The organism is Acinetobacter bouvetii DSM 14964 = CIP 107468, from assembly GCF_000368865.1.
Taxonomy (GTDB): Bacteria; Pseudomonadota; Gammaproteobacteria; order Pseudomonadales; family Moraxellaceae; genus Acinetobacter; species Acinetobacter bouvetii.
Window position 1 is genome coordinate 492287 of sequence record NZ_KB849727.1, and the last position, 20719, is coordinate 513005.

The following is a 20719-nucleotide window of genomic DNA, read 5'->3' on the forward strand; positions in this document are numbered from 1 at the left end:
CTCTAAGGAATAAGTTTGCTTGATTTCAAATCAAAGGCTTTGCGCATTACGCTGCTGTCTGGATGATCTTTAATCGGATCATCCGGATAATAGGCAACATGCATTGCACCCTGTTCATACAAGGACTGAATGGTTTTAGCCATCTCATCGGATGGAATCTTTTGATTGCTGCGCCAATCTACCGCCTGCAGTTCAAATACAGTCTTCTTAATGCCATTTGGATATTTTTCAACCCGATTGACAATATCCTGATAAAACTGCGCGGTATTCGGCGCCTGCTCCATATATGGCATCGCCATAATGGCCGTGAAATCATAGCGTCTTAAAGATTCCTCTAAAGACTGCGAATACCAGTTTTCCGCATAAGGCTTTAGCGCAACCTGCGCATACAGGTTACGCGCAGTCAGCAGAAATGGCTGATACTGGCGGACATCCGCAGCCAAAGACAAAGCAAAGTCATCAATCGATTTTGTTTTAAACGCGGTCCATTTCTGCAAATCGGCATCATTGCTGCGGATTACGGCCAGATCACTTGGCAGCCCAATAGACGCATAGGCTTGCATGGCTTGAGGACTGGCATCCTCATAATCGGACAAAGTCGTATCGTCGTGGAACAGAATTCCATTAAAAGGCACAGACTTTGCCAAATCTGTATAAATGCCGGCAATGGTTTTACGCGCATCTGAAGAAAAAGGGCTGAGGCGCTTATAGCCCATATTTAAATGTGCGCTGTCGCCGCTTTGCTGCGTGACGACAACATCATCCGCCACCGGATTATTTTTTGGCAGCTCCCACGCCAGCAAAGGCATCCACGCATATACACGGCTGACATGGGTGCGGGTTTGAATCTGCCAAGCCACCCGGTTGAATAAGTCCGCACGCATTGGCAAATAGCGGTTCGGGAAGTACACCATATCCGCAGAGCCATTCGCATCAGGATCTGAAAACGCCTGCAAATACACTGTATTCACTTTCATGGTTTCTATGCGGTCCAGCAGGTTGCTGAGATTCCGCTCCTGCTGTGCAGGATTCGAATCATAGATATAGTCCAAATCAATATGCATGATTTTCTGCGGGCGGTTGTTATCACCCAAATTCTTCTGCCGGTTTTCAATTTCCTGCGCCAAATCACTGGTGGACATATTGCCGTCTACCAAGATCCGGTTTAATTGGTTCAGCGCGCTTTTTGCAGAGTCAGCGCCATCATCCAGGCTAATGGCTATCGGCATGCCCAAATGCTTGGCAATAGACACTGTTTGCAAATTATAGCGTCCGTAAGGCCAAACCATCACACGCGGTGATTGAATGCCATGCGCTTTCAAAAGCTGATTGTTGTGCCTTAAATCTTCAGTAATGCGCTGCTGATAATGCAGGTCATCTTCATAAGAGGCTGTTTTCGGGTCATAGAGGCGTGTTACCGCAGCCGGCTCTGAATTGCCTTGCGGGTTGCCTAAAATACCGCGGTGCAGATTGTAGCTGTGGCTGGCAATTTCAACCAAACCGCTGTTTTGCATTTCTTTCAGCTGTTCCCACGACAGCATTGCATTGCGCGGAATGATCTCATCTGAGAAATTGACTTTCTGATTTTCCGCCGGTTCCAGCCAAGAGCCGACCACAGCCAGCACTGCAGGTATTTTATTGGCCTTAATGATTGGGTAAGCATTTTGATAAAAAGACTCATAGCCGTCATCTACGGTCAATAATACCGGTTTAACGGGCAAGCGTGCTTTGCCTGCATGCGCCTGCAGCAATTGATCGACACTGATAAAATGATAGCCATTCTTTTTCAGCCATTCGATATGCTTTTCAAATTGAGCCGAACTTACAGCATACTCAGGAATGAGCGCATTTTGCTTATTGATAATTTCATGATAGCCAATCACAGTCAAAGTTTGGTCGCTGGATGCTGCTTTCGCCCATGCCATAGGGGTGTAAAATACAGAGGCTGAAAGTGATGCTGCAAGAATATTAAGAAGAAAACGAATTTTCATGGAGATTTGCTCAAAATTAAAAGCAGAAACTGAATCTTGAACTTACATCATCCAGATATTTTCGTTTTCCTTAACAAAAATTCAAGTTCAGTTTCCGTTTATACTTTTTACCAACTCAAGATGAAATGAATCTTAAAATCACCATGCAGAAGAGCAATTTAGACTGAAAATCCTATTTAACAAACCACCTATACCCACTGCAGGCATGAAACACTCAAACTGTATTATTTTATTCGTTGGCGCCTCATCGCGCTGCGGCATTTTCACAGGTATGTGAATGTCCGCTTTCTGCACTTCAAGCTTCTGACAAGCCTTAGAACCTGCAAATCATTGCCGATATGATAAGCCGCATTAACTGCCGAATAACCTGAAGATATGCAACAAAACAGCACCAATAAAATAGTTGCTCAGCAGCATAGACAAAGGCCAAAAACTTGCTGTATTTTCAAGAAGGATACAAGATTAGTTCATCCTTTTGCCAGCAGCCATAGTATACTGCCCCTGCGGCTCATCTTTTCGGAACATGCTTTCTACGATATGAAAAAAACTTTTGCATACTCTGCCAGTGTTAGAACAATATCTGTTTTGGCCCTCTCAATCAGTTTAGCGGCTTGCGGCAATGGGTCTTGGTGGTCTAAAAATGATGAGCCCACCTTAAATGCAGAACAAATCCGCAAGGCGATTCCGCCGCGTGTGCAAAACCGCTCATCCTGGGCGCAAGATATTTACGACATTACTGATCAGCTGGGCATTCCTCAGACCAAGCAAAACATCTGCTCGATTGTGGCTGTGATTGATCAGGAATCCAACTTTGTTGCTGACCCGCAAGTGCCGGGCCTCGGTGAAAAAGCGGTTAAAGAAGTGCAAACCCGTTTGGACGAGAAGTTTAAAGAAAAATTAGGCGACGGTATTGGCGGTACAATGGCGGGCTATTTTGAAGAAGTCCTGAAAACCCAGCCCAGCCCAGACAATAACTATTTAAGCCAAATGCGCAAAGTCACAACAGAACGTCAGCTGGACGAGCTGTACCGCGAAATTTTTGACTATATGTCTAAGCACTACCATGTCAGCGCATTAACCGGCGCAGCCAAGCTGGTCGGTCAGGACATTGGTGAAAAAATGAACCCTATTACCACTCTGGGTTCTATGCAGGTTCATATTGGCTATGCCAAAGCGCATAAACGCCAAGGCGGCAGTATCGCTGAACTGCGTTCAGATATGTATACCCAGTACGGCGGCATGTATTACGGCATCCACCGCCTCATGATGTACCCGGCTGATTATGATAAGCCTATTTACCGCTTTGCCGACTACAACTCAGGGCGCTATTCGAGCCGCAATGCGGCCTTTCAAAGCATGCTGAATGATTTGACAGAAGCCGAATTAAGTCTGGATGGTGACTTATTGCTGTATGATAAAGACGGCTCGCCGCGTTCAGCAAAAAGTGAATCTGAACGCGAATTGCTTAAAGTCTTTTCGGCCAATAACGTGATTTTGACGCCGCGCCAAATCAGAGCTGATTTAAAGAAAGAAAAAGACCAAGATTTTGAAGATACAGCCACCTACCGTGCTGTCACCAAGTTGTACAAAGAAAAAACCGGCAAAGAGCCTTTTTATGCCATGATGCCGGAGGTTGTCATTTCGGGGCCAAAACTGAGCAGAGAATACAACACCAATTGGTTCGCGAGCAGAGTAAACGGACGCTATCAAACATGCATGAACAGAATAAAGCATCTAAAAATTTAGCACTTTTTGATTTTGATGGAACCCTGTGCAGCAAAGACAGTTTTACAGGGTTTATTTTTTATTCGCTTCGGAAGCGGCATATTGTCCGTCAAGGGATTAAAATCCTGCCGTGGATTCAAGGCTACTATTTAAATCTTTACCCCGCGCATGCCATGCGCCCAAAACTGTACCGCGCCATGTTCAGCAATTCGGATGCGCTTGATGTACAGCGCATCGCGGAAGAATATGCCGAAAAACTGCTGGACTCACTGAACCCTGCCCTGCTCAAGCAGCTGCGCGAACATCAAAATTTAGGACATGATGTCGCGCTGGTTTCCGCGTCAGTCGATCTGTATTTAAAACCCATCTGCCAATTATTAGGCATAGACCTAATCTGCTCTGAAGTCGAAATTAAAAACCAAAAAATTACAGGGCACTATCAGACTGCAGACTGCAGCGGTGAACAGAAAAAACTGCGCATTTTAGAAAAATTCAATCTGCAGGATTACGCCAATATCTATGCCTATGGCAACAGTTTTGAAGATCAGGAAATGCTGGAACTGGCAAACCACCGCTTTATGGTTGGAAACGATGCAGATCTGCCAAAATTGACTCATCCTCCCTCAAGCAGCTATGCCCATACACCTTAAATCATTCCTAAACTGATTCAATCTTAAAACAACGTAATTCTGCACAATAAAAAAGCCATGCATTGCATGGCTTTTTTATTGTGCAATTTATATTGCATACGGCTTACTTTTTAAATGGAAACGCATATTTCACAATACGCTTAATGACGCTGCCATACTGTTTAACCAGACTGGCATTGTTATAGTTCAAGCCATATTTTTCACAAACTGCCTGCACTTTTGGCGCCATTTTGCGGTAACGGCGCGCCGGAACATCCGGGTATAAGTGATGCTCAATTTGATGGCTTAAATGGCCAGTTAAAATATGGAAGGCCTCTGAACCTGTTAAGTTTGAAGAACCACGGATTTGACGCATGTACCAGTGACCGCGGCTTTCATTTTGCAGTACAGATTTAGGGAACACTTCCACATCTTTGGTAAAGTGGCCGCAGAAAATAATGCTGAAAGTCCAAATATTTCGGATTCCGTTTGCAACCAAGTTTCCAGTAAAGACCGGTAAAGCCGCTGGTCCGGCAATTAATGGAAAAAAGACATAGTCCTTAAACAATTGCTTGGTGATTTTTTTCTGCATCGGCTTCCATTCTTCTTTGGCCTGCGCTTTAGTCTTGCGTCCATACAGCAGTTTGCCGATTTCTAGGTTCTGAATGGCAACCCCCCATTGGAACAGCAAACAAAATGGAATGCTGTACAGCGGCTGTAGAAGATAGCCCGGTTTCCAGCGCTGCTCAGGGAACAGGCGCACCATACCATAACCGATGTCATCATCCATGCCTTTAATATTGGTATAAGTATGATGCTTATAGTTGTGGGTTTGACGCCAGTTGTCTGAAGTGCCGACAATATCCCACTCGTAGCTCGGCCCATGGAACTTCGGATCATTCATCCAGTCATATTGGCCATGCATGACATTATGGCCCAATTCCATATTTTCCATAATTTTGGCAAAGCCAAGAAGGCCTGTGCCCAGTACCCACGCCGGCGGAAACCATCCTGCAAATAACAGCGCGCGGCCTGCCAATGACGAATAGCGGATCGTTGAATACACGCGGCGGATATATTTGGCATCTTTTTCACCAATATCATCCAGCACTTCTTGCTTAATGGCATCCAGCTCAAGCGCAAGATTATCCAAGTCAGCCTGGCTCAGCTCACGATTTTTCGGGTTTTTAAAATATTCAAATTTTACAGGCATATTCATGTTAATTGTCCTACCTTATAAATCAATCACGAGATCGGACTGGGCCGAGTTCACGCAAATTTTCAATGCATTGCCAGGCTCTGAGTTTTGTGCGCCGTTCAGTAAATTTTTAGTTGCGCCTTCAGCCTTGTTGCACACGCATTTATTGCAGATGCCCATCCGGCAGCCATGTGTCGGCTTAAGATTCTGCTGTTCCAAGCCCGCTAAAATAGACTGGCCTTTTGGAATGCTGACCACTTTATTGGATTGCGTTAATGTAACATTCACAAAGCCAATATCGTCAGTTTGCGCAAGGCTCATACTGAATGCTTCACTTTTAAACACTTGCGCAGTTTGAGCAAATAATTCTTCTGCTTTGCCAGAAAAGCCTGAAGGCCCGCAAGCAAAGACTGCGCTTTCCTCTAAATCTGCAATTTCAGCCGCATGAGCTTCATTCAAGCGCGCATCGTGATCCGCTTCTTGTGTATAGAAAATCTGAACACTGAAATTTGGGTTTATTTCCGCCCACTGTTCAAAAATCGCTTTAAACGCCGCATCTTCATAATGCTTTACCCAATACATCAATTGGATCGGCTGTGCGTTGAGCTGATTGTTTTGGTTCAAGGATTTCAGCAAACTGTACATCGGCGTAATGCCGCTGCCTGCCGCCAGCAAAACCAAAGGTTTATCCATTGGAACGGTCATGTCACCGAATGGAATGCCAAATTCAAGAATATCGCCTGCTTTTGCCTGCTCTGTCAGCCATGTGCTAACTTTGCCTGCTTCTACTTTTTTTACACTCAGCAGCACATGCTGATGATCCAATTGAGTCAAACTGTAAGTCCGTTCATAACGCACGCCATTGACCGTTACAAATATTGGATGATGCTGACCTGCTTCACCGAATTTAAAATGGCGGTTGACCTGCAAAGTCAAACTGACCATGTCATCCGCGGCAAATTCCTTATGCACGACTTTCGCCAAAGCTTGATTGCTTGACCAAAGCGGATTGAATTTCTGCAGCCAAAAATTGACAGCATTGAAGTCGATAACGCTTTCTGTAAAGAAACTCAAAGGCTGTTTCGTTTTCTGAAGTGCATGCATTGTCATAGACATCTCATTGCGGTTTTATAATTATTATACACATGTATATATATTTGTATATATATTCGTTCATTTTATCTAAACCCTACAAAAACTGTAAGCTTTTGCGATAATATGGTATGGTTTCTAATCCCTTGAAAAATATGACTCCGTCTGCATTGAAAGCGAAAATAGGTACTATGCTCCAAGAACAAGCAATCCCTGAAACAAATGCTGTCCGCACAGTTGGCCGTAAAGCGACCATTACAAAAGAAGAACTGTTTCAAGCAGCATTGCATTTAATTGGTCCGCAAAAAAGCATCGCCTCATTGAGCCTGCGTGAAGTCGCACGGGAAGCCGGCATTGCGCCAAATAGCTTTTACCGCCATTTCAAAGATATTGATGAGCTGGCTATTGAACTGATTGACCGTTCAGGCTTGGTGCTGCGTCAAATTCTGCATGAAGCGCGGCTGAAAGCATCTAAACAGAACAGTATTATCCGCAGTTCTGTTGAAGTCTTTATAGAGCAGCTCAATATTGATAAAGGCAATTTAAGCCTATTGCTGCGCGAAGGCTATACAGGTTCAGCATCGTACAAGCAGGCGGTCGAACGCCAGCTGAACTTTTTCCAGCAAGAGCTGAAAGAAGACCTGATTGTTCTGGAAAGGCTCAACCAAAGCAAATTGGCGCATCCGGACATTGTCGCCAAGGGCATTACGCAGCTGGTATTTAATATGGGCGCAAAAGTGATTGATTTGCCGGCAGATGAACGCAAAGAAGTGGCCGAACAAACCATGATTATGATTCGGATGATTCTGGAAGGCGCTCGCCATCTGGATGAAGCGAAGATTCGTTAGATTGTAAATAGCGCAGCCTTAATGGATTAATCCAATCTGCTTGGCTGCGTGAATAGCTTTAGTTCTAGAATTCACAGCTAATTTCTGATAAATATTTTTTACATGCACATCTACCGTAAATTTTGAAATATTGAGTTCGGCACCAATTTCACGGTTGCTTAAGCCTGTTGCTACGCAAGCCAATATCTCCCTTTCTCTCGCTGATAAATTAAAATCATTTTTTTCATTTTGCTCTAATGATGGAATAGTAGTTGAGGTTAAATTTTTTAAAATTTTCTTTGCAATCACCGGATCAATAATTGCACCGCCATTTAGCATGGTCCGTATAGAGAACATGAGTTCAAAATCATCTTTTTCTTTCAAAACATAGCCTGTTGCACCCGCATGCAAAGCTTTATAAATAACATCGAATGTATTCCATGAAGAAAACACCATAATTGGAACAGTGCTTGCAATTTTATCCCGAATGCTTTGAATAAAATCAATACCGCTGCCATCAGGCAGATTTAAATCTACCAGCATAAATTCAACTGGATTTGAACGGCAGATATTTTTAGCAAAATCAATTGTTTGAGAAAATAAAATATCCTGCTTTTCATAACCAAAACTTTCCAAAATGTTATAAATTCTAGACTGATGTGCTGGATCATCTTCCAGAATCAGTATTGGCTTAAGTAAAGGGAAGTTCAGATTCAGCATTTTACTGTCCGATATATTTTTTTATATTTTTTGCTATATTTTGTAAAATTCCTATCCCTAGAATTGGGGATTTATTGATTAGGCATTCACTCTTTTTTTAGATAATTTTTAGCAGCTTAGCAAGCCAAAAGGCGGAAATTCAACTGAACAGCTTAGGCGGATTCTCGCGTGTCGCCGCATTGAATCATGACTGGGCTAGAAAGGCCTTTTTCCAAATAGAAACTTTATTAAAAAAATATCAGGCTGCTGTACAGTTCTGATTTTTTATGCAGCTCAGCGGATCAGAAATACTAAAAGCTGCGCAGCCTTTAGTATTTCTTCAAGCAGCTTACTTGATTGGCAGCGTATCGTAGAAGCCTTCCAATACTGCAGCGCCTTCCAGCGGTTTAAAAACTAAAGCCCACTTAGTTGTATTAACAGCATTCGGGTAAATTGGCTTAACTTCCACCTCAAAGCAGTAATGCGTTCCAGCAACAACCTGCTCATAATAAGCCGTTAAGGTATATTCACAGCCCAGAAGCTTTGAAAAAATTTCATCAAATGTTTTCCATACTGGACTGCCCAACAGTGGAGTTTTTTTCGCACTCCAAGCGCCAACTGCATGATTCATAATATTTTCCTTGTTATCATAATGCTTTATAAGCGTTAAATACTGCCTGATGGAATACTTAACGCTTATTTTTATAGTCATTTTAATTTTTCATGGGCATACCTAAAAATAAGTATTTTTCATGCGGGCCGAAAATTCATGATATATACCTAAATTTAGGTATCGCTAAAACTGCATTGCAGCAGCATAGTTTCACTTACTATGAAATAAGTTAAAGCTGACTGCTCATGCTCAAAATTAAAAATTTAGCTTTTTTAAGCGCAATACTCAGCTGCACGTTTACATTGAACAGCTACGCCGACAACTGCACCGTTACGGCGCCAGTCACAAATGTTAATTTAAATTACGCTCAAGCTGGGCGCGTATCTGCAAATTTTAAAAATTGTAAAATTCGAGTGCGCCCTTCTTTTCAATGGTCTAATCCCGCAGGCAATAGTTCAGTCTTCCGTTTAGACGGCAAACCCGATGTTTATATTCCGGTCAGCTTCTATTCCAGAATCGGAGGAGATTGGGATGGCAACTATCCTGTCGTAGGTGCATCAATGACCGCCGCAAATGCTTATGCAGATTTCAACGTCCACTTCAACAGCTCAAGCCAAACCAAAAACCTGAACACTTATGCAGAACTTTCTTCCTCTCACTATAAAGATTTAGCACAATATCCAGTCGGCACTTACAGAGCCAGCCTCACTTTATCCGCAGTTGAATGGTAGCGCTGCGTCATTCAATATTAAGGTTTTGGGTTATTAGGTTTTATTCATCAGGCTGATGATCAAACAATGCGCCGAATGAATTCAAAATACCTAAATTTAGTTATTCCCTAAAAATCATTCAAATCTAAACTCAATCATATATTTAACATTTTATAAATATATTTTTATTCAGCTATAACACAGCCCGTTTTTTAAGCCTTGGGAAATTAAAAACATGAAATTACTATTCAAACTAACCAGCGCCTTGCTGCTTGGAACAAGCGCTTTTGCAGCGCATGCAGCAACACAAAGTGTCACTGTGCAGTATACATTGACTGTTCCAACCGCATGTACGCTCTCCAAAGCCGGCACGACAGTTGCAAAGTCGCTGCCAGTTGATGGCACGCCTGTAAACGAAACTTTCAGCGTCATGTGCAATGCGGATTATACAATTTCGGCCCAAACCAAGAACTCTAGCGGTTCTGTAAATCAATCATGGCTGCGCTATGCCGGCCCTAAAGGAACCTCACTTATTTCATATCCAATTACCTTATCCAGCCCTTTACGCAATGTGCCTGTGAATAATGCGGCAGGCACTAAAGTTACAGCGGGGCTGTCAGCCACGCCTGAAATTTACACATTAACCGCAAGCGCTCCAGCTTTTTCGCTGTCCTCATTACTTGCAACAGACTACACCGACGAAGTTACGATTGAAATATCCTATTAATTGGTTTTATTAAGAAACATAAATTCATTTTATGTTTCTTAACTTATGTATTTTTAAGCCATGCTGCCTCAAAATATTTTAGCTGGCAAGCCTGTAATTGAACCGAACTGATTTTAAATAAATCATCTGAAGTCATGAGTAAATTAAATCTGCGCTGCGGAATGTTTAATTTATTTTGTTTATAAAATCATATACTTCCATCAAGCCGATTCATTCTCCCGAAGGGCTTTTTATGTGCCAGAAAAGACCTGCAGCTGTTTTTGAATTGCTTTGATTTTTAGATTTATTAGGGGAAAAAAGAATAAATGCCTTCCATCTTGAACAAATTATCGTGCCTGCTTATTGCTTCAATCGGGGCAGTCAGCATCCCCGCACATGCTGATTTGTCTATTTTTCCAATCAAGCTTTTCATCACTGGCGATAATGGGCAGCGCACAACCACGATGAATGTGATTTCTTCAAATGAAGAACCGCCGCAAAGCTATGAAGTTCATGTATTCCGCTGGACGCAGGATGACAAGGGCCATGAACTCTTAACTCCAGATACAGAGTTGATGATCAATCCGCTTACTTTTATGCTTGAACCGAACAGCAAGCGCATTATCCGCATGGGGTTCAAGCAGCCTATTGCGTCCATGCAGCTGCAGCAAGAAGCCGCCTGGCGGATCAAATTTATTCCCCTTCCTGATGCCGAGAAAGCTAAAGGCTTAAAATATGCTTACAGTTTTAATGTCCCATTATTTGCTGGTACGAACTTTAAGCCTGAGATGTCTTTTCAGCTGGCGAAAAACAATAAAAATCAGCCAGTGCTGCTGGCAAAAAATTCAGGTACCGCCCATTTTCAAATCACGGGTTTCAAACTACAGAATGCTGCTGGAAAAGAAATTTTTAATTCCCAAGAACTGAAGTATGTTTTGCCGCATAAACAAGTTGCATTTGATTTAAATACATTGGCTGTTAAGCCTGATTCAAACCTTAAGCTTATTGTTCAAACAGCAGACTCTAAAACACTGCAATTTGATGTGTCGGAGTAATGACAATGCTGATAAGACAATTATGCAAGATCCGCAAATCCCCGCCTGTGCTGATCCTGCTGCTGTGCTGCATTCAGTTAGAACATACGCAAGCGCAGGACGTTTCGCCTGCATCCGTAGCAAAGCCGCCTGTAAGCAGCCCAAATTCAGAAAATGCAATTTTGGGGCTTTGGATTAATGGTGTAGACCTGAAGCAGGATGCATTTATTTTAAGGGAAAACGGCCAGACCTATATCGAATGCAGCCTTTTAAAGGGCGGATTTGTCGATATATCCAAATTTATCCATTTAAATAAAGACAATCTGCAATATTGTTTAATTGACCGCCCGGATATCAGCAGTCAAATGGATGAACAGCATCAATTATTCAAGCTCAGCATTCCTGCGCAATATATGCTGGCGCAAAAGCTGTCATCTCAGCAGCCATACCTGCCGGATCTGCCCAATTTAGGCGGTTTTGTAAACTACAATCTCTATTTTCAAGATGGGGATTTTAATAAGCAGGCAAATGCCTCTACAGACTTAAATCTCTTCTGGAAAAATATACTCTTCAACAGCAGCCATGTTTTCCGGAAAAACTATAATCATGAGCAGGCTAATGTCCAGAACAGCAGCCGTTTAAATACCTCATTGAGTTTTGAGTTTCCAAAACAGATGAGCAGTTTAAAACTGGGCGATAATATCAGCACCTATACCGGCTTAAACCAGTCCTTCTATTTTGGCGGATTCAGCTTTGGCACCAACTTTACCAGCCGCCCCAATTATATCTATTGGAACACACCCTCGATTGAAGGCAGCGCGCTGACTCAATCCAGCGTCGATTTAATTATTAATGGCACACAAGCCTATAATGCCAAAGTCAATCCAGGCCAGTTCAATATAGACAGCAATCTTGGCTTTAATGGCCTCGGCAATGCTGAAATTGTCGTAAAGGACATACTAGGCAATACAACGGTTAAAAGCATACCGATCTTTGTCAATCAGCGCCTGCTGCGCCCCGGATTGACGGATTATAATATTTCCGCCGGCAAGCTCCGCTATAACTATGCCTATGATGACAATGATTACCGCGACTGGTTCGGAAGCGCCTATATCCGCAGAGGCATCAGCTCATCCACGACATTGGGCGCTGTTGCCGACTACAGCAAAAAACTGGAAAGCGCCGGGCTGTTATGGAGTCAGTATCTGTATAAGCTTGGCTTGCTGGAAGTGAATTCTTCCTATAGCCATGCAGATGGCCTCGGTTTAGAAGGCTATACCGTCAATACTGAATTTAAGCGTGATACGCAATCGTACAGTATTGGCTTGCGCGCTCAGTATTACAGCCCAGAATTCCGCATGCTGGGTTTAGATGACTATACAGCCAGTTACCTGCCTAAACAGGAAAGCCAAATCTACTTATCCAGAAATCAAATTCCATTCATTAACAACTTATCGTTAAGCTATGTTGAAAGAAAATACCGCGAAGGCACTGACCGGCAGGATCAGCGGATTTTCAACTTAAGAACCAGCCAATCCCTCGCAAAAGGGCTTTTTGGCAGCTTCGGCGTGGCCTATGATGCAGAAAGCGGCGACCGCGCCAGTGTCGATTTGATGCTGAGCTATAACTTTGATGACCGCAAGCATTCCGTCACCTTCTCACAGCATGATGATGACGAGACCAGCCTGCAGTTCAACAAGTATTCTTATGAAAACACAGGTTTTGACTACACGGTCGGCGCAAGCCGCTCACATGATGTATATTCCGGCAATCTCAGTACACGCTTTAAAACCAACGCCGGCGACTTGAATTTACAGTATTTGCAAACAGATGATCAAAAATATTACACCGCAAGCTATATGGGGTCACTCGTTTGGCTGGGCAATCGCTTTGACCTGAGCAAATACATCAACAACAGCTTTTCGCTCGTCCGCTTAGAAAATACGCCAAACATTGATGTGTACAGCAATGGCTCATATATAGGAAAAACCGATAAAAATGGGGAGATTTTCAGCTACAACTTAGCAGGCTATACCAAAAACAGCATTGCCTTTGATGAAAGCCAAGTCGGCATTGATGCCAATATTGCCGAAACATTCCATACCTTTATGCCAATGAATCAGCGCGGCTACATCGTTGATTTTCCAATTAGCAATCATCAAAGCAGAGATGTAACCTTCAGGTTTATTGATGTAAATCAGCAGGCTTTAGCCAGTGGCAGCGTGGTCCATATTTTAGGCATTCCAAATGCGAAATATCCGATTGCCAGCAGCAGTCTCGTTACATTCTATGACTTGATGCCTAGAGATTACAGTTTGGAAGTTCAAACTGCGGATAAAGTCTGTAAAAGTGAATTTACCTTGGGTCCCGATACAAAGGTCGATGAGCCAATTACCCTCACTTGCCAATAACACTCAAAAAACATTAAAAGGAGATTCTTAAGAATCTCCTTTTTTTACGGCCTGTAAATTTATTATTTTTTGCACACATTGAGCAGTTACTTCCGGCTGTTCCAGCGGGAACATATGCCCGCCATTAACAACACTAAACTCAATACCATACGTTTTTTTCATGCCTTGCGGCAATCCCTGCTTATAAAAATGGCTTTGATCTGCTGTGATGAGGTGTACAGGCATATTCGGCGCTTTACGCGGCGTCCGCCACCACCAAGCCGGTACAGTACGGAAAATATGCGCTTCTACATGCTTAGGAATGCTCAATGTCACGCCGCCGCGCTGTTCATCAGCCTGAATGCCATGTGCAAAATAATCATCAAAACATTCCTGATCAAAATTTTTAAACAAACGGTTATGGCGCAGTGCAACATAAGCTTCATCAAAACTTTGCCAGCAATCATTGCGCTTGAGCGTGATCGCTGCAGGCGTGATTTTATCAACCGCTTTCAGCCTTAACTTTTGCATGCCTTCAAAAATAGCCGATTTGGGACCAATTACAAAAGGCGGGTCCATAATGACCAATTGCGAAAACAGATCGGGACGCTGATACGCCGCCATTAAAGTCACCAAAGAGCCAAAGGAATGTCCTAAACCAATGACCTGCTGATTTGGAAACTGCTGTTCAATATCTTGAATCACTTGGCTGACCAAATGGCTCCATGTATACGTCACAGGAAATTGAGCACTCATTCCCAGCACAGGAATGGCTTTTATTTTATATTTTGCATCAAATGCCTGAAAAAATTTAGCATAGCTGCCAGCAGGAATACCGTTGGCGTGAGTAAAATGTATAGGCTGAAACATAAAATTTAAAGAACAGGAATCATTGCTAGTAGCCTATCGCGTTATGCATTTTTTAGTAATTGCATTTCTGCATATTCATCTGAATGTTCAGTCATTCTTCCATCTCAATACACCAGCAGGCAATCTGCTACTTTGCAGAAACCACCAAATTTTGATTTGGCATAAATGTTGCGCCGCAGGTGGTTTGATCTCCAGCAATGACCACCGCCCGCCCTTTAACCACCGTAGTTTGATTGGATGCAATCGCGACGGTCATCACGTTGCATTTTGGACAAAAATGCTTCATGCCGTTCAAATGCACAGCAATGCCATTAATTGTAAAGGTATTTTCGCATTCAGAGACCACGCCGCCATGTGAAGTTTGTGAGCCTAAAGTCACCAGTGCTTTTGCCATTCTTTTTATCCTCACTATATCCATTGTTTTAATTATGCGTGCATTTTAGCTGAATTGATCTCCAGCCTCCAGTCTCTGCACAATGTGCAGCTCTCATTTTATCAGGATAAGTGCCATATCTTGGCAATGATTAAGTTTTTAGCTGTATTCCAGCTATAATGTTTTTCAAACCATATGTTCCATTTTATGAGGCTTTCATGAATTCCGAAGAACGTTCTGAGTTATTTATTCAGCAAATTCAAAACGTATTGCTGCATGACTGGGATCCATTAAACATCCGCAAAGATGCATCGATGCAAGACGAATACGATGCGTATATTGTTGATGTCTTGGATGTGCTCGAAGATGAAAGCGCAGCAGCTGCTGAAATAGCCCGCTGCCTGCAGGAAATTGAACATGAATTTTTAGGCATAAAAAAGCAAACTGACCGCGCTGAAAAGGCCGCGGCCAAAATTTGGCAGCATTTTGAAAATTTTATCGCTTAACCAATATCAGCTTTTTACTTTGGCAAAATAGCCTGAATTATTTTCTAGCAGCTCATAAAAAAGCGCCCATAGGCGCTTTTTAAAAAAAATGATACGGCATTGAAAGCCTTGAATTAAGGCTTCACTACAACCATGACTTGAATCGCTTCCGGCGTAACAGACAGACCATCCAGCAAGCCCAAGCCTTCTTTTTGGAATTTCTGCAGACGCGTAATTTCATCTTCACGAATGCTTGGATTGAACTGCTTCAGGTAGCTTAAACGGTCAATTTCATACTGCCATTTACTGCCATACAATTCTTTAGCCTGCTGCTTGAAGTTTGGCAATGCTTCTTTCGCAATCTCCAGCGCTTGGTTATACCGCTCTTCAATCACATCACGGCGCGCTTTCACCACTTGACGGCAGCTGTTGCTGTCTAAATGATGCAAATAAGGCTTCAAAATTTCTGGCGCAATTTTTTGCGATAAATCTTGGCCTTTTTCACTCAGAAGCACACGCACCAATTGCTGCGGCAAGCTCGACGGCAAGTTCAGCGCTTTCGGCGCAATCACATCCACCTTAAACCACACTTCAATCAGCACAGAACCTTGCGGCAGCGCTGCCGATTTCAGCACAGCCACATTGGTGCTGCCGAAACCTTGAGTATTGATCATTTCCATCACGCTTTCTGTGAATGGATGTTCCAAAGTCAGATACTGCGCATCTTCACGCAGCTGCGCTTGGTCGCGGTAGAATGTCGCCGTCATGCCGTCTTCATCCAAGGTCAGGCCTTGAACCTGCATTTGATCAGTCGGCTTAATAATCACCGTGCCATTGCTTTGCTCATCAAAATCAATATTGGTTGCCGCCATAAAGCGCTTCATGAACATCGGCAAAGTGGTATTGTCGTCGTAATCTTCTAATGCAGTGACAATTTCCTGCGCGACGATTGGACGGCAAGAGTTGTATTCCAGCAAGCGGTCACGGCCGGCCTGCAGCTCGGCCTCCAGCGCTTCACGCTGTACAGACACTTCTTCCAGCAAATCTTCAAACTGCTGCCCTAAATCTGCCAATAAGCAGTCTTTTAAGCTCACAATGAAGTTTTCCTGCAAAGTTTGCGCCGTTGGCGAAATATTGCTGAAAATGTTCAGGCCTTCGTTGTACCAGCGGAACATGCGCTCTTGCGCAGTGCCTGCTAAGTACGGCACATGAATTTGAATGCGGTTTTGCTGGCCAATACGGTCTAAACGGCCAATACGCTGTTCCAGCACGTCAGGGTTTGCAGGCAAATCAAACAAAATTAAATCTGAGGCAAACTGGAAGTTGCGGCCTTCAGAACCAATTTCTGAACACAGTAAAATCTGCGCGCCATAAGACTCCTCTGCAAAGTATGCAGCCGCTTGGTCACGTTCCAGCAGGCTCATGCCTTCATGGAACATCGCTGTGCGGATACCGGCATGCAGGCGAAGTACATTTTCCAAGGCTTCAACCACTGGGCCGCTGCGGGCGATCAGCAAGACTTTATTGTGTTTTAAATCTGTTCGCAGTTTTTCCATCAGCCACATCACGCGCGGATCATGCTCCATCCAAGCGCCATCCAGCTGCGCTTCTTCTGGCCACATCTGTTCACGCAGCTTGCCGTCTTTAGACCAGTTTTCCGGCGCCGGCAATGGTGCAGGCTGACAGTCACGGCCTGGGAAGCCTTGAATCGCTTCACGCGTGTTGCGGAACAAAATGCGGCCTGTGCCATGACGGTCTAAAATTTCATGAATCGCGCGGAAGCGCTGTTCAGGCGTATCGTCTATACGCTGCCCCAGCAGCGCTTCAACCGCATCTAAATGCATTGCTTCTAACGGCATATCCGACATCAGCACTTCTGCAATTTTTGCAGTTTGCTGATACTGCTCTTCTTCATCCAAGAAACGGTCAAGTGAGTTGAACCGTGAAGGATCGAGCAAACGCAAGCGCGCAAAATGGCTTTCTACGCCCAGCTGCTCTGGCGTTGCAGTTAACAGCAGTACACCAGCCGTTTGCTGCGCCAATTCTTCAACCAGATCATAACGGTCATTGCCACCTTCTTCTTCGCTCCACATCAAATGATGCGCTTCATCGACCACCAGCAGATCGAAACCGGCCTCTAAAGCTTGTTCGCGCAAGTCATCGTGGTCAATCATTAAGTCAATGCTGGCAATAATGCGCTGTTCAGTTAAGAACGGATTCTGTTCTGGATCATGCTCTTTAATTGATGCGGTTCGGGTCAAATCAAACAAAGAGAATTCAAGATTGAAGCGGCGGCGCATTTCAATCATCCACTGATATTGCAGTGAATCCGGCACTAAAATCAGGATGCGCTCTGAACGGCCCGTTTTTAACTGCTGATGGATGATTAAGCCGGCTTCAATGGTTTTACCCAGACCCACTTCATCTGCCAGTAAAACACGCGGCGCGAAACGCTTGCCGACTTCATGCGCAATATACAGTTGATGCGGAATCAGGCCAACGCGTGAACCGACCAAACCGCGCAATGGGCTGGACTGCATATTGGCCTGCATCAGCAGTGACTCAATACGCAGGTCATACCATTCTTTGTAGTCAATTTGGCTGGCCAGCAGGCGGTCTAAAGGCTTAGACAGCTGAATGTTGGCGCCAATACGGGTTTCGTTCAGCGCTTTGCGCTCTTCAGTGCCATCCGCCAATGTCCGGATCACGTTGTAGCGCAATACGCCATGGCGGTCTTCTGCAGACTCAACTGACCATACTGTGCCTTCCTGATCCTGAAGTTCATCACCTGAGTTAAAAACAATACGGGATAAAGGCGCGTTGTGGCGTGCATACACACGGGTTTCATCGCTTTTGGGAAATAAAATGCTGACCGATCGTTCATCTACATCAATAAGAACCCCTAAGCCAAGTTCTGTTTCTGTGTCCGATAACCAACGTTGACCAATAGCGAACTGCTGCAATTTTTCCACCTTTATCTTTAGTAAGGACTGCAAATTTATGACCCAAATCCTGTTGGATATTTGAGCAAAAATTCACACCGAATAGCAATGTATTTTGACATAAAGCCCACTAAAAAGTGAGCCTCATTTTGAATGTTTAATCAGTATTTTCTAGAATGGCGCCGGACAATGAAATTCAATGACCTGATCTGTCACAGGATGCTGAAAACTCAAGCGTTCCGCATGCAGGCAAAGACGAGGCATGAGCGCTTGATGCGGTTCATCAGCATACAGCGTATCCCCTACAATCGGATGACCTAAATATTGCATATGCACCCGCAGCTGATGTGAGCGGCCTGTAATGGGCGTCAATTTTACACGTGTTACTGGCACACCATTAATTTGAAATTTTTCAATAACTTCCCAATGCGTGAGTGCTGGCTTATTGTGCGCTGGGTCTGCAATATGCAAGGGCGGACGGCTCGGATCATAAACCACGGGAACATCAACAGTGCCTTCACCTTCTAAAGTACCCGCCACAACAGCATGATAAGTTTTAGACGTTTGGCGCTCTTGAAATTGACGGGAGATGCGGTTTTGACCTAAGCGGGATAGACCAAAAACCAGAATACCTGATGTATCGCGGTCTAAGCGGTGAATCAGTAAGGTTTTTGGTTCTTCTTGGAGCAGACGGCTGATCAAGCAATCCTGCAAGTCTGGTGTTTTCCCTGGAACAGTGAGCAAGCCTGCTGGCTTGTGGATTACCATAAAATCCTCATCACGATGAATCAGATGTTCCGTCAGAAAACTATTCAATGTTTAATCCAGGCCAATCGCGAAAACAAGGGCGCAATGATAAAAAGCTTAGCCAAGAAATACAATGCGAAATGTCAGATTTAATACCGTTTTTTACGATTTTAGAAAAAAAAAATTCCAATTGGCCTAAATTAAATTTTTAGGCATCAATATTTACAGCAATTCATACGGAGTTGCATGCTTTAATAAATCTTCAAAGCTGATATTTGCCTCATTTTCGCGCCATAATCCCGCCAAGCTGACCATTGCTGTGGAGTCTAATCCGTACTGCAGCAAAGAACTGCAGCAAATGTACTGAAAGATCGGTTTCAATAAATGGAGAACCCGATCTTTGAGCAAAATCATTGAGGCATGCAATATGCTCATTGACATCTAATAAATAGAGATACCGTGTTAATAAAAGAGAACATCATAAATCCCCTAAATAATCTGCTCTCTGAAAGCTAGGCAGTTTGATTAAGCCACTTTCAAGAACTGTATTCTTTGAATTTGACCTTATTCTTAATGGCTGTAATATTGGTTTACTTTTCAAGTAACATTATTGCTGTTTAATAGCTATTGCTTTTATTTTCGGTTGAATTATATTCTGATAGACGAGGTTTTAAATGCAACCCGTTTTTTATCAAAACTTTTAAATAATATATAAATATCATTAACTTAATATTCAGGAAATCAATTATGACTCCCCCTAATAAAGAAGTAAAAGCAATGAAAATTGATATTGGTATTTCTCACAATGATCGAGAAAAGATTGTCGAAGGTTTATCTAAATTACTTGCTGATAGCTATACTTTGTATCTAATGACACATAATTTTCACTGGAATGTTACAGGGCTACAGTTCAACAGTTTACATACCATGTTTATGGATCAGTATACTGAACAATGGAATGCTTTAGATACAATAGCTGAGCGTATTAGAGCCTTGGGATTTCCTGCCCCTGGAACCTACAAACAGTTTGTTAAATTGACAGCAATTCAGGAAGTTGAGGGTGTCCCAAAAGCAGAAGAAATGGTTAGCTTATTGGTGAATGCTCACGAAACTGTTGCAAAAACAGCCAGAGGGATTTTCCCAATTGTCGATGAAGTTAATGATCAGCCTACAGCAGACTTAATTACGCAACGACTTGAAATACATGAAAAAACTGCATGGATGTTAAGAAGCACTCTAGAATATTAATAAATATGCATATAACTCTTAAATATTTAAGAGTTATATCAAAACAGAGCATCACATAGAATCGAGCTGTCCCCCCAACTGAACATACATAGACCACAGCCTTGTGGTCTTGGATTTAACTTAGATTTACCCCATACGGCTTATTCAAAATAAAATTTGAGAGATAAAGTTCATCTTGCTGCTCTGCAACTGCAAGCATTTCTGTGCAGAAGCGCCTCTCTACCGCCTTTATCACCAATGGCTGGTAAAAGATCGAATGCAAAAAAATTCTGAGCGGTATTTACCACGATACTAAACACGCTGTCCTTTCATGTTCTTTAGAGTCATAGACAGTATTATGCCCCCTACGGCTTTAGAGCAGCCAAAGCTGCTAGGGCTTTCTCTTGTGTTGATTCATCTTATTGTTCAAGCCATTCATTAAACCGATCTATCGAAATTTA

At 43.2% G+C, this 20719-nt stretch carries 18 protein-coding genes; 9 read left to right on the forward strand and 9 right to left on the reverse strand.

Features of this window, described 5'->3' with window-relative positions; translation table 11 throughout:
• Nucleotides 1-2 precede the first annotated feature (2 nt).
• Nucleotides 3-1991, reverse strand: a complete 1989-nt coding sequence (gene pgaB / locus F941_RS09350; RefSeq protein ID WP_005010507.1) for a poly-beta-1,6-N-acetyl-D-glucosamine N-deacetylase PgaB — start codon at nucleotides 1989-1991, stop codon at nucleotides 3-5.
• A 537-nt stretch (nucleotides 1992-2528) separates the two neighbouring features.
• On the opposite strand from pgaB, the gene F941_RS09355 reads away from it, so the two are divergent.
• Nucleotides 2529-3737, forward strand: a complete 1209-nt coding sequence (locus F941_RS09355) for a DUF1615 domain-containing protein (RefSeq protein WP_005010509.1) — start codon at nucleotides 2529-2531, stop codon at nucleotides 3735-3737.
• Nucleotides 3704-4366 (forward strand): HAD-IB family hydrolase, encoded by a 663-nt coding sequence (locus F941_RS09360; protein WP_005010511.1) that lies wholly within the window; start codon nucleotides 3704-3706, stop codon nucleotides 4364-4366. Before F941_RS09355 ends, F941_RS09360 begins: the two co-directional genes overlap by 34 nt.
• A 103-nt stretch (nucleotides 4367-4469) precedes the next feature.
• On the opposite strand, the gene F941_RS09365 is transcribed toward F941_RS09360, so the two are convergent.
• Both F941_RS09365 and F941_RS09370 read right to left on the reverse strand, forming a co-directional pair.
• The gene (locus tag F941_RS09365) at nucleotides 4470-5564 is read right to left on the reverse strand and encodes a fatty acid desaturase family protein (RefSeq protein ID WP_005010513.1); all 1095 of its coding nucleotides are present in this window, start codon (nucleotides 5562-5564) and stop codon (nucleotides 4470-4472) included.
• A 15-nt stretch (nucleotides 5565-5579) separates the two neighbouring features.
• Nucleotides 5580-6647, reverse strand: coding sequence for a ferredoxin reductase (locus F941_RS09370; protein WP_026253433.1), 1068 nt, complete (start codon nucleotides 6645-6647; stop codon nucleotides 5580-5582).
• Nucleotides 6648-6790: 143 nt separating this feature from the next.
• Between F941_RS09370 and fabR the strand changes: the two genes are divergently transcribed.
• The gene (gene fabR, locus F941_RS09375) at nucleotides 6791-7483 is read left to right on the forward strand and encodes an HTH-type transcriptional repressor FabR (protein WP_026253432.1); all 693 of its coding nucleotides are present in this window, start codon (nucleotides 6791-6793) and stop codon (nucleotides 7481-7483) included.
• A gap of 18 nt (nucleotides 7484-7501) precedes the next feature.
• Here the strand turns inward: fabR and F941_RS09380 are convergent, their stop codons facing one another.
• Together F941_RS09380 and F941_RS09385 are read right to left on the reverse strand one after the other, a co-directional pair.
• Nucleotides 7502-8182 (reverse strand): LuxR C-terminal-related transcriptional regulator, encoded by a 681-nt coding sequence (locus F941_RS09380; RefSeq protein ID WP_005010518.1) that lies wholly within the window; start codon nucleotides 8180-8182, stop codon nucleotides 7502-7504.
• A 328-nt stretch (nucleotides 8183-8510) separates the two neighbouring features.
• Entirely contained in the window at nucleotides 8511-8792 is a 282-nt protein-coding gene (locus tag F941_RS09385) for a hypothetical protein (RefSeq protein ID WP_005010519.1), read from the reverse strand.
• A 227-nt stretch (nucleotides 8793-9019) separates the two neighbouring features.
• On the opposite strand from F941_RS09385, the gene F941_RS09390 reads away from it, so the two are divergent.
• The 4 genes from F941_RS09390 to F941_RS09405 all read left to right on the forward strand — a co-directional run bounded on the left by F941_RS09390 (nucleotide 9020) and on the right by F941_RS09405 (nucleotide 13635).
• On the forward strand, nucleotides 9020-9505 hold the full coding sequence (locus F941_RS09390; protein WP_005010520.1) for a hypothetical protein: 486 nt from the start codon (nucleotides 9020-9022) through the stop codon (nucleotides 9503-9505).
• Between the two features lie 214 nt (nucleotides 9506-9719).
• On the forward strand, nucleotides 9720-10211 hold the full coding sequence (locus F941_RS09395; protein ID WP_005010521.1) for a spore coat protein U domain-containing protein: 492 nt from the start codon (nucleotides 9720-9722) through the stop codon (nucleotides 10209-10211).
• A 305-nt stretch (nucleotides 10212-10516) separates the two neighbouring features.
• Nucleotides 10517-11245 (forward strand): fimbrial biogenesis chaperone, encoded by a 729-nt coding sequence (locus tag F941_RS09400; protein ID WP_005010522.1) that lies wholly within the window; start codon nucleotides 10517-10519, stop codon nucleotides 11243-11245.
• Nucleotides 11246-11250: 5 nt separating this feature from the next.
• Entirely contained in the window at nucleotides 11251-13635 is a 2385-nt protein-coding gene (locus F941_RS09405) for a fimbria/pilus outer membrane usher protein (RefSeq protein ID WP_005010524.1), read from the forward strand.
• A gap of 27 nt (nucleotides 13636-13662) precedes the next feature.
• Here F941_RS09405 and F941_RS09410 read toward each other — a convergent pair whose 3' ends face one another.
• Nucleotides 13663-14484, reverse strand: coding sequence for an alpha/beta fold hydrolase (locus F941_RS09410; protein WP_005010526.1), 822 nt, complete (start codon nucleotides 14482-14484; stop codon nucleotides 13663-13665).
• A 127-nt stretch (nucleotides 14485-14611) separates the two neighbouring features.
• Nucleotides 14612-14878 carry a PAAR domain-containing protein gene (locus F941_RS09415; protein ID WP_005010528.1) on the reverse strand — a complete coding sequence of 89 codons (267 nt, stop codon included), beginning with the start codon at nucleotides 14876-14878 and terminating at the stop codon, nucleotides 14612-14614.
• 197 nt (nucleotides 14879-15075) lie between these two features.
• Here F941_RS09415 and F941_RS09420 point away from each other — a divergent pair, with 197 nt between their 5' ends.
• Nucleotides 15076-15363, forward strand: coding sequence for a hypothetical protein (locus F941_RS09420; protein ID WP_005010530.1), 288 nt, complete (start codon nucleotides 15076-15078; stop codon nucleotides 15361-15363).
• Nucleotides 15364-15476: 113 nt separating this feature from the next.
• Here the strand turns inward: F941_RS09420 and rapA are convergent, their stop codons facing one another.
• Together rapA and F941_RS09430 are read right to left on the reverse strand one after the other, a co-directional pair.
• Nucleotides 15477-18314, reverse strand: coding sequence for an RNA polymerase-associated protein RapA (gene rapA, locus F941_RS09425; protein ID WP_018572982.1), 2838 nt, complete (start codon nucleotides 18312-18314; stop codon nucleotides 15477-15479).
• Between the two features lie 141 nt (nucleotides 18315-18455).
• Entirely contained in the window at nucleotides 18456-19100 is a 645-nt protein-coding gene (locus F941_RS09430; RefSeq protein ID WP_018572981.1) for an RluA family pseudouridine synthase, read from the reverse strand.
• Nucleotides 19101-19778: 678 nt separating this feature from the next.
• Between F941_RS09430 and F941_RS09440 the strand changes: the two genes are divergently transcribed.
• Complete coding sequence (locus tag F941_RS09440) at nucleotides 19779-20279, forward strand: Dps family protein (RefSeq protein WP_005010535.1); 501 nt, start codon at nucleotides 19779-19781, stop codon at nucleotides 20277-20279.
• Nucleotides 20280-20719: the final 440 nt, after the last annotated feature.